Raw genomic sequence first — 8,388 nt, forward strand, 5'->3', positions numbered from 1 at the left:
GGGGCGGAGCAAAAGCGATAAGGAGGCAAAAAAGATGTTCAGTTGATGAGTTGTTTACGGAGCATATTGAATATGTCAGGTTATGTTGATTCTGCTATATGTTTGGTGGCGAATGTATGCCTTGTCTGATACGGGTTACGATAACGTATACCTGCCTTTTTCAATGTTGGTACCCAAGCTTTTTTACGAATAGCGTCAGCACCTGCCCACGACTCACCCGTTTTGGGATCCTCAAATATTTCTTTGTCCTTTAAAAAAGTAAATGCTTTTTGGCTAGAAAGGGCGATCATAGCTTGATCGTTTAGTTCAACTTTGCGCTTTCCTGCTTTGGTTTTAGTTCCCTTAATAACACCTACAACACTAGCAACAGTGATATGAGCTGTTTTTCCTACAAAATCGATATCAGACCAACGCAAGGCACATAACTCAGAGCTGCGAAGCCCTGTATTAATTGCAAACCGAAAAAGATTTTCCCATTGTTTATTTCCTGTTGCTGAAAGTAATGCAACAACCTCATCGGGCGATAGTGGATCAACAATATACTCCTTGTCTTTTTCTCCTTTTTCAGTTTGATATCTTGATGCTGTCACTAAGTTTACAGGGTTAATATTTATCAAGCTGTCAGTAACAGCTTCATCTATGGCGCTCCGTAGGAAAGAAAGTTGATTCCTAATTGTTTTTAGTGCGGTAGTTTGTTTTTGAATCCAGTTCTTTAATATCGCAGGTGTTAATTCTACAACAGGCATTTTGTGTAAATCAGATAAAGCGGTTTTGCATTTTTCATATCCACCGATTGTTGATGGTGATAAATTTCTTGTTTCGCAGATTCCTAGATACTCATTTAAGTATTCTATTACGGTTCGTGACTTATCAGCGTTACCAAAAATGGAAAGTTTACTTGATTTGGGGAAGTACTTTGAATAAACAAATATACCTTTCTCGATGTTGTTCTGTATTTCTCCTAACAATCGCTCGGCATATTTAATGTGCTTATTGTTTACTTCTAGGCGAGAGAGGGGCTCTCTGCACAAAACCCCCCTGTAAGTAAATGTTAAAACCAGAGTATCGCCTGTTTTGTGTTTGCGAATAGTTACCCCTCTAGGGAGGGAATACTCATTTTGTTTTTTCTGGCCCATTTAGATACCTCGGTTAAGTCAATCCAACGTTCTTTTGCTCCATTAACCTTTAGCACATGAACCCCCTCTATCCAAAATTGACGCTGTAATCGTTTATTAATGGCGTCAATACTTTCTCCTGTATATTGGCAGTATGCTGAAATAGGTATGCAATCCAAATTCACCATTATTTTTTCTCCCTTGCGTACCCGTTCCACTGAATCATCTTCGCCACCATTGCTGGTGTTGCCATAACACTGAGCGTCCCTTCAAAAATGACGCTGTACAGCTCTGTAGTGAGAATATCACCCAAATTTTTTGGTCTTTCGGAGTAGGGCACCTCATCGGGCACCCCATTCATAATGTCGATAGTAAGTTCAGTGATTTCCTTTTCTCCCCGTTCTGGCTTACGGTATCCTGCCTGCCAGACTGCATCGGTGATATCAGCAGGATCACCCCAGACCGAAGCGATAATTTGGGTGAGGTGGAATGAGTTATTGAGCATGCTTCTGCCTCTTATAAAATGTCATCCAGTGCGTATAACTGCGCTTGCCTGACGGGTGGCCAATAACAGGTTTAATATCTGTCAGTGATAATATTTCGCTGGTTTTAATTTGGGTCTCGTTCCATTTGAATATCAGAATAGCGCTGGGACGCATGACTCTAAACGCTTCCTTAAATCCCTGTGATAAATCATTGCGCCATGTCGTTCTATCCAATGCACCGTACTTCTGTCGTTGCCATCCATTCTTTCCCGCCCTGACTAAATGAGGTGGGTCAAACACGACTAAATCAAATGATTCGCTTTCAAATGGCAGGTCTCTAAAATCAGCTATTAAATCAGGGTTAATATTTAACTCCCTGCCATCACATAAAATATGTTGCTCTCTGCGAATGTCACAAAATAATACGTCTGGGTTGGATTTATCGAAATAGAACATTCGAGAACCGCAACACATATCGAGAATTGGTTTATTCACTCCCACCTTCCTCCCGCTGCTCATCCGCCTTCTTCAACAACCACTCTGCCCACTCGCACCCATCATCAATGTGACCGGGCAACCCAATTTCATTCTGTGCGTTATCGATGCTGATCATTGTTGTTCTCCGCTGTTCGCTTCTCGGCAAATAAGTTTATAAGCACGTATCATGTGATTTGCTTTGCCTGTGATAACGGTTCTTCTGAAAAGCACACCGGAAGAGGCAGTCCGGACTGGGGTAGCCAACAGAGCAACATCAACACAACGGTTATGTAAGCGGCGTTCTGTGATGAAGCTGGTAATGATGATTACCGCCGTACTGCCTTTGTCCTGATAGTCGATTTTCATTGAAACGCTCCCTTAGCTGCCAGCGTGTCGCCCATGTCATTGATCATGCTTTGCCATATTTCACGCCCGTAGACTGTCAGACAGCCATTTACTGTGCATTTTTCCATCAGGTTAATGGCTATCACTTCCCATGCTGGGTAATTCTGCTGTAGCGCTTCCAGTGCATAGCTGTCTACCAATTGGCGAATACCTTTTACCCCATCGACAATGGCGACATTGATTTCTGTTTTGCCGACTTGCATTGTGAAGTGATCACCGCCGTTACGGGTCGTTACATCGTGATAGATAGCGGCTGCATAAGTGTTCGCCAGGGCATTGAGGCGAAAGTTTTTCGTTATCATATGAGCCTCTTATTAATGAATGATGGGGATAGCGCCAAACTCGCCCGCTTCTACCGATTTGATTAACTCATCGTGCAAAATAGCAAGCCCCTCACGCCCTTTATCAGATAACCAGTTACCGCGCTCTGGCTGCCTATTGACAAAATCCATATACATTCTTACCGCCATATCCGCCCCCGCTTCGCTACCAAACTGCTCAAAGGCGATCCCTTCAATATGGGTGGCTAACATCATGCGTTCTGGCAATGGGTATACTGTGATTGCCGATGTACCATTAACGTAAATGGCTGCGGTATCAGTGCCGCCTTTGCCGTTATCAACCTCACGGGTGCCGTTTCTGTCTATTTGCTCTTGCACAAATGAGGCTGACACAATCCACCGCCACAACATCAACCGTTGCTCATGGGTTGGTTCATAAAAGCCCGCTTTCCAGCCATGAGAAATAGTCAGTACCAATTCAAAGCCCAGCAATAAGTCATTATCATATTTGCCCGTGTCCAACGACTTCAATGCCTCCTCATAACTCATGATTTCACTGTTTGCTGCCTCAGTGATGACAATCACACCATGCTTGCTGTAATCAAATGCGGTTTTAATGTGTCGCTTTGTTGCGTTCATGAATATCCCTGCTGGATTGGTGTGATGTTTGTTCATTACTTGCCCTCCGGGGTATAAACTGCTTTGTCGTGTTGGTATTCACCGTTCCAGCTCTTCTTCATGGGAAGCTCACCTTTCATGTACAGGGCATAGAGACGATGACAGCCTTTTTCCAATAACACGGCGGTGCGGGTGATAAAGGGATCTTGTCCATGAGGCTTGATTTCGTTTTCATCTTCGGTGAGATAGCGGTCACGGGCATAAGAAGCGACACGCCAGCGCGGTTTTTTCTCCGGGTCTTTCTGCTCGTTGTACAGCCAGTTCCGTTCCATTGCCCACCACATGATTTTGGTGGTATTCACACCGTTAAGGCCTTTGCAGAAAGCAGGGAGGGTCATGCCTTTGGTAAAGTGTTTTTCCAGACTACCCACCGTTGCATTCAGGGTTTTATTCTCTCCCTCAAGGCGTTCGACATTCTCGGCGTAAACAGACAGCATTGAACGTAACTTCGCTGGGTTACTTAACAATTCCGCTTCTGTGGTGATGGCGTCGCGACGCGTGAAGTAGAACTCAGTCAGGTCGTCGAAATAGTTCCACGCCTGATCGGTTTCCAGCATTTTGGAGTGATTCGCTGCACCGCGTTCTGTCCATAGTCTGATTGACCGTGCTTTGCTCGAAATTTGCACACCGATATTTTCGGTACGCAAATCTGCGAGTTCTTTTCCTGTGATTTGGAAGTAATGTTTGCCTTCCTCGAATCGGGATTTGTTGTTGTCGAAATTGTCACGGATGTTTTTCTCAGTAGCCCCATATCCCACCGCTAACTGTTCAGTCGTCACAACACGCTGACCGCGATACTCAACAATCTGTAGTTCTTTGGCGGATACTGGAACTAATTCATTTTTCTTGGTCATTATTTCGCTTCCTTAATTTCAATCTTTATTCTTTTTGCTAGACGGCGCATGGCTCTATTTAGTGGTACTCTTTTGAATTCACCTTCTGTCGGAAAATTAGCGAGGTATTTTTTCGAATTTAAATAATCTTGCTTTTCGTTTCTTCCTAATCGCATTCCTTGAGGAATAGTCATTCCCATATAACCTTGTTGCGTTTTACTTCTTTTTCTTTTCGCCATCACTATCCCTCCTGTATTTTGATTTGTGCCTGTCGAACACAGCGCAGATTATTCTTGGTGCATTCCTGTTCTTGCTTGTGTTCTTGAGTTAATGAAAGGGCGTTACCCCATTCTTTAGCAGCCCGGCGAAATAAGCCTTTCAGTTCTAAATCCCGTGCTAATTGCTTTGTTTGTTCATATGCAGTCATCATTCGCCGCCTATTTAAACTTTTGCTTCCACTTATTTGTTTCAGCATGATTTTCGAGGTGATTTTCCAATACCTCCGCTGTTCGTTTCTTTACTGCCGCTATTTGTCGGTTTTCTTTCTGAGTTCTTATTTCTTTGCTATAGCTGTTATGTAATGAATATCTTTTTTCGTTATGTTCCTGACGATATTCAGACCATAATTGAGCATTAAGGCTGGTAGCTACACTTCTGGCTTTCCCCCAATATTCGGCTGCAAGGTCATACTTTTCTTCTTTCTCTTTTTGGATAGCTGTACTAGCAAAATCTAAATAGGTTTCACTTTTCATTCCTAACTCCTTATTTGTAATCAGTCTGAATTTGGCGTAAGCGAGTCCCCAGCGATGGCGCTGTAATTAAAATTGTTTTGTTGTTTTTATTATTAATCTAATTCGGCTATTTGTATTTCTAACTCAGATATTGTTTCATGTAATGAGTTAATTTTATTCATTGCTTTTGAATACTTTTTCCGTAGGGCTATCTTTTCTCTCTCCCACCTAACATCGGCTTTCAGTTCTTCCAATACCTCAGCATGTCGTTTCTTAAATTCAGGCCGCATTTTCCCATTGCGCAATGCAGGGGTGCCGTCTTCCTGAATGACTTCTTCGGCAGGGAAGTTACTTGGCCTATCTTCCTCATTAAACTGCCTTTGTGCCCGAACGTAAGCTAATTTATTCAGTGCACCGCTTTCACTCAGATAAGCTCTGTTAGCACCGCGAACGACATAAACTTCACGGATTTCAATCTGGATATATTGGTTAGTTGCGGCTTCAATGGGTTTAAGTGTTGTCATAGTGACTCCTTATTGATTCAATTAATTTATTCTCTTTTTCTACTGACTCTCTCTCTTATTTCACTCACTGCATTTACATTGTTTTCGTATTCAGCTTCGATAATAAGAGGCAATACAGATAACAGTCGGGATAATCTATCAAGGTCAGTCATTGCCTCATCGGGAGAGTATTCTTCACTGTTAACGGCCGCATTAGATAAATTAGCAATAGCCTTCATGCCACTTGTTATCGAATAAATGACTTCATGGCTCGATGAAAATAAAAATTGTAAATTTTCATCACTCATTTCTGAGATTCTTTCACTGTTGACACGGATATGATGGAATATATTATTCATGAATATTCTACCCCTCGGACTCGTGCTATTTCTTTGCCAGCTGTTAGGATGCATTCTGATATGACAAGAAGTGCAGTAGCCATTTCGTCATTTCTCCCAACTTCAATGAGCATGCTTATTAATACTCTTGATTTATCTATTGCATTTTTAGCGGGCTCTAATTCAATATTTAAATTACGGTCTGTATCGATATTATCTTCCATAATATATTCTTTATTTATGTCCCTTAACCTTTGAGCTAAATTATATGCCTGACGATGCACGCCACGACACATTAAATAAGTGTCCGGTTCAGCTTCATTTTGAGTTGCAGTCATTACGGGAAATATTGAGGCTTCAATTTCTTCTGCAATTTCGACGGCTGCTTGTAGTTTATTTATCATGTTTAATTCCCTGTTGGATGCGTTGATATATTTCCTCACGGTGTACAGAAATACCTTCGGGTGCTTTATTAACCATAAATAGCCATTAATTCACGAATAGAACGACGTTTATTTAATGCTGCCTGAACACAGTGTTTACGCAAAAATGCATCATGACGAGAACGAATGGCAGACTGACGGTCACGTTTCATTGATGCCCGAACTTCGTTGATAAATTCGATATTCATTTTTATACCCTCAGAATTAATATTATTTATCTCAGTTACGATTAACTATTTGTCCCATCCAGCCAAAGATTACATATGTAGGAGCCAGTAACCTTCTTGCTGCTTCCCGATCACTTGCCTGAGCTTTAATACACTTAGGGTGACGTTGTTTCATATTGGATCGCTCTATTGCAGCGAAGATAAAAGTTTTCATGGTTTACCTTTAATTATCTAATGATGCTAAATGCTTTTCTGTTTGGGGGTAATTGCCAATAATTTCCCGAGCTTTCTGATTGGCTTCATTTAAAATTTTAAAAGCATCAACCAACACCATATATTTCCCATCCCTCATATATAAAGAATATATGATTTCACCGCCAAAATACCCTGTAAGCAATGAGTGGTTGGGGCACTTTTTATTTATGTATTCAATTGAATACGAATCGACAATGTTGTACTTCTGTGCTAATTCCACATTATACACTGCACTTTGATTACCACTTTCCATTAGCCCCTCCGGCTACAAAACAAAAGTTAATATACTGATTCTTTGGTGTTGATTTTTCTTTTCTGTACTACGTGCAGTAATAATATCTTTAGCGATTTGTATATCAACCGCTAAAGCGATTATTAAGCGATTATTTTTTGAGGTGATTTATTGTGATGTGGATAATATGTTGATTTTTATGAAGTAAAATAAAAAATTTATGTTATTGCAAATGAGTTATAATTAATGCAGTATAATGCTGTATATGTGTACAGTTTAGGAGGGTGAAATTGTCTCAGTTAATTAGAATAGGAACTGGGAGATATGCAACTCCCGTCCCAAATGAAGAGATGGCAGAGCAGTTGGGGTATCAGCGGTGTTTCATGTTTCGGAGGAGGAATACAATAACCCCAAGAACTTCAACATCGGGGTTCCCAATATCAACCAGTGGAACACGGTTATCATCAACAGATAGATACCCATGAGAGCCACCTTGAACGAATTTATAGACTGATAATACTTTGTTGACTCTGGCATATACCAGATCATTTGTTCCTGCTGTCTCATTGCTATCAATAATTATAATTGTGCCCGCAGGAGCTTCCGAACATCCACTGTTCACATGTAGTTTGTATGCCTTACAAGTTTTTGATTCCACTAAATTAGGAATCATTATCTGATCACCAGTAGGTTCATTCCCTTCATACATGTCAACCGGGAACATTCCTTTGTATTCAATGAATTCTATATCATTGCATTCTGGATCATTGCTTTCTTCAGCTCTCATTGACCCTTTCCCATCAGATAACCACTCGGGGCGTACATCTAAGACGCGAGCAATATCAACGAGTCGAGTAGTGCGGATTGCTGTACCCGAAGTTAATTTCCATACACTGGATTGAGCCATTCCAACAGCTTTAGCAAGTGAACCTTGACTAAACCCGCCTTCGTGCATTGCACGATTCAGCCTTTCTGTAAATGTCATTTCTTAACCTTTGTGAATGTTCGTTAATAAATCGCTTAATAATCTTATTATATCGCTATGGCGATGATAAATCAAAATCGCTATAGCATTTGATTATTGCTTCATCATTTGTATAATAGCTATAGCGATTTGTCATTGAGGAGATTATGATTAACACAGCAATAGAGAAAGCCATAAAGCTTTGGGGTAGCCAAAAGAGATTTGCAGAGCACATTGGCAAAGCTCAGTCCACGGTGAGCGACTGGCTAACTGGAAAAAAAAGAATATCACCAGAGAACGTAGTGATAATCGTTGAGGCCACCAACGGAGCAGTCCAAGCCCACGAACTACGCCCCGATCTGCCTAAAGTGTTTCCGCCCCTTGTGGAGGTAGATCATGAAGATTATTAGTGACGAATTTGACGGGTTTTAGTTATGGGGCGCTTTCCTGATTGTATCACGGTGAACATGCCAGAAGTTTA

At 41.2% G+C, this 8,388-nt stretch carries 20 protein-coding genes; 1 reads left to right on the forward strand and 19 read right to left on the reverse strand.

Annotation, left to right across the window (positions count from 1 at the left end):
* Positions 1-80 precede the first annotated feature (80 nt).
* The 19 genes from Xvie_RS19325 to Xvie_RS19400 all read right to left on the reverse strand — a co-directional run bounded on the left by Xvie_RS19325 (position 81) and on the right by Xvie_RS19400 (position 7,928).
* Positions 81-1,136, reverse strand: a complete 1,056-nt coding sequence (locus Xvie_RS19325; protein WP_086110749.1) for a site-specific integrase — start codon at positions 1,134-1,136, stop codon at positions 81-83.
* The gene (locus Xvie_RS23450; protein WP_086110750.1) at positions 1,091-1,303 is read right to left on the reverse strand and encodes an excisionase; all 213 of its coding nucleotides are present in this window, start codon (positions 1,301-1,303) and stop codon (positions 1,091-1,093) included. The genes Xvie_RS19325 and Xvie_RS23450 overlap by 46 nt, the downstream gene beginning before the upstream one ends.
* Complete coding sequence (locus tag Xvie_RS19335; RefSeq protein WP_086110751.1) at positions 1,303-1,620, reverse strand: hypothetical protein; 318 nt, start codon at positions 1,618-1,620, stop codon at positions 1,303-1,305. Before Xvie_RS19335 ends, Xvie_RS23450 begins: the two co-directional genes overlap by 1 nt.
* Entirely contained in the window at positions 1,610-2,095 is a 486-nt protein-coding gene (locus Xvie_RS19340; protein ID WP_086110752.1) for a class I SAM-dependent methyltransferase, read from the reverse strand. The genes Xvie_RS19335 and Xvie_RS19340 overlap by 11 nt, the downstream gene beginning before the upstream one ends.
* A complete protein-coding gene (locus Xvie_RS24270; protein WP_279625693.1) occupies positions 2,088-2,213 on the reverse strand; it encodes a hypothetical protein in 126 nt (41 codons plus the stop codon). The genes Xvie_RS19340 and Xvie_RS24270 overlap by 8 nt, the downstream gene beginning before the upstream one ends.
* The gene (locus tag Xvie_RS19345; protein ID WP_086110753.1) at positions 2,210-2,443 is read right to left on the reverse strand and encodes a hypothetical protein; all 234 of its coding nucleotides are present in this window, start codon (positions 2,441-2,443) and stop codon (positions 2,210-2,212) included. The genes Xvie_RS24270 and Xvie_RS19345 overlap by 4 nt, the downstream gene beginning before the upstream one ends.
* Complete coding sequence (locus Xvie_RS19350) at positions 2,440-2,784, reverse strand: hypothetical protein (protein ID WP_086110754.1); 345 nt, start codon at positions 2,782-2,784, stop codon at positions 2,440-2,442. Before Xvie_RS19350 ends, Xvie_RS19345 begins: the two co-directional genes overlap by 4 nt.
* A gap of 12 nt (positions 2,785-2,796) precedes the next feature.
* The gene (locus tag Xvie_RS19355) at positions 2,797-3,438 is read right to left on the reverse strand and encodes a hypothetical protein (protein ID WP_086110755.1); all 642 of its coding nucleotides are present in this window, start codon (positions 3,436-3,438) and stop codon (positions 2,797-2,799) included.
* Entirely contained in the window at positions 3,438-4,295 is an 858-nt protein-coding gene (locus Xvie_RS19360; protein WP_086110756.1) for an ORF6N domain-containing protein, read from the reverse strand. The genes Xvie_RS19355 and Xvie_RS19360 overlap by 1 nt, the downstream gene beginning before the upstream one ends.
* On the reverse strand, positions 4,295-4,513 hold the full coding sequence (locus tag Xvie_RS19365) for a hypothetical protein (RefSeq protein WP_086110757.1): 219 nt from the start codon (positions 4,511-4,513) through the stop codon (positions 4,295-4,297). The genes Xvie_RS19360 and Xvie_RS19365 overlap by 1 nt, the downstream gene beginning before the upstream one ends.
* A 2-nt stretch (positions 4,514-4,515) precedes the next feature.
* Positions 4,516-4,701 (reverse strand): PerC family transcriptional regulator, encoded by a 186-nt coding sequence (locus Xvie_RS19370; protein ID WP_086110758.1) that lies wholly within the window; start codon positions 4,699-4,701, stop codon positions 4,516-4,518.
* A 10-nt stretch (positions 4,702-4,711) separates the two neighbouring features.
* The gene (locus tag Xvie_RS19375; protein WP_086110759.1) at positions 4,712-5,026 is read right to left on the reverse strand and encodes an ANR family transcriptional regulator; all 315 of its coding nucleotides are present in this window, start codon (positions 5,024-5,026) and stop codon (positions 4,712-4,714) included.
* 92 nt (positions 5,027-5,118) lie between these two features.
* Positions 5,119-5,529, reverse strand: coding sequence for a hypothetical protein (locus Xvie_RS19380; RefSeq protein WP_086110760.1), 411 nt, complete (start codon positions 5,527-5,529; stop codon positions 5,119-5,121).
* 26 nt (positions 5,530-5,555) lie between these two features.
* On the reverse strand, positions 5,556-5,867 hold the full coding sequence (locus tag Xvie_RS19385; RefSeq protein WP_244175742.1) for a hypothetical protein: 312 nt from the start codon (positions 5,865-5,867) through the stop codon (positions 5,556-5,558).
* The gene (locus Xvie_RS19390; RefSeq protein ID WP_086110761.1) at positions 5,864-6,250 is read right to left on the reverse strand and encodes a hypothetical protein; all 387 of its coding nucleotides are present in this window, start codon (positions 6,248-6,250) and stop codon (positions 5,864-5,866) included. The genes Xvie_RS19385 and Xvie_RS19390 overlap by 4 nt, the downstream gene beginning before the upstream one ends.
* A 68-nt stretch (positions 6,251-6,318) precedes the next feature.
* Positions 6,319-6,477, reverse strand: a complete 159-nt coding sequence (locus Xvie_RS21845) for a hypothetical protein (RefSeq protein WP_167376332.1) — start codon at positions 6,475-6,477, stop codon at positions 6,319-6,321.
* Positions 6,478-6,508: 31 nt separating this feature from the next.
* Complete coding sequence (locus tag Xvie_RS25955) at positions 6,509-6,670, reverse strand: host cell division inhibitor Icd-like protein (protein WP_139838905.1); 162 nt, start codon at positions 6,668-6,670, stop codon at positions 6,509-6,511.
* Between the two features lie 9 nt (positions 6,671-6,679).
* A complete protein-coding gene (locus Xvie_RS19395) occupies positions 6,680-6,964 on the reverse strand; it encodes a hypothetical protein (protein ID WP_086110762.1) in 285 nt (94 codons plus the stop codon).
* A gap of 349 nt (positions 6,965-7,313) precedes the next feature.
* Positions 7,314-7,928, reverse strand: a complete 615-nt coding sequence (locus Xvie_RS19400; RefSeq protein WP_086110763.1) for an XRE family transcriptional regulator — start codon at positions 7,926-7,928, stop codon at positions 7,314-7,316.
* A 146-nt stretch (positions 7,929-8,074) separates the two neighbouring features.
* On the opposite strand from Xvie_RS19400, the gene Xvie_RS19405 reads away from it, so the two are divergent.
* Positions 8,075-8,317, forward strand: coding sequence for a transcriptional regulator (locus Xvie_RS19405; RefSeq protein WP_086110764.1), 243 nt, complete (start codon positions 8,075-8,077; stop codon positions 8,315-8,317).
* The last annotated feature ends 71 nt before the right edge of the window (positions 8,318-8,388 follow it).

It is taken from the genome of Xenorhabdus vietnamensis (genome assembly GCF_002127535.1).
Taxonomy (GTDB): domain Bacteria; phylum Pseudomonadota; class Gammaproteobacteria; order Enterobacterales; family Enterobacteriaceae; genus Xenorhabdus; species Xenorhabdus vietnamensis.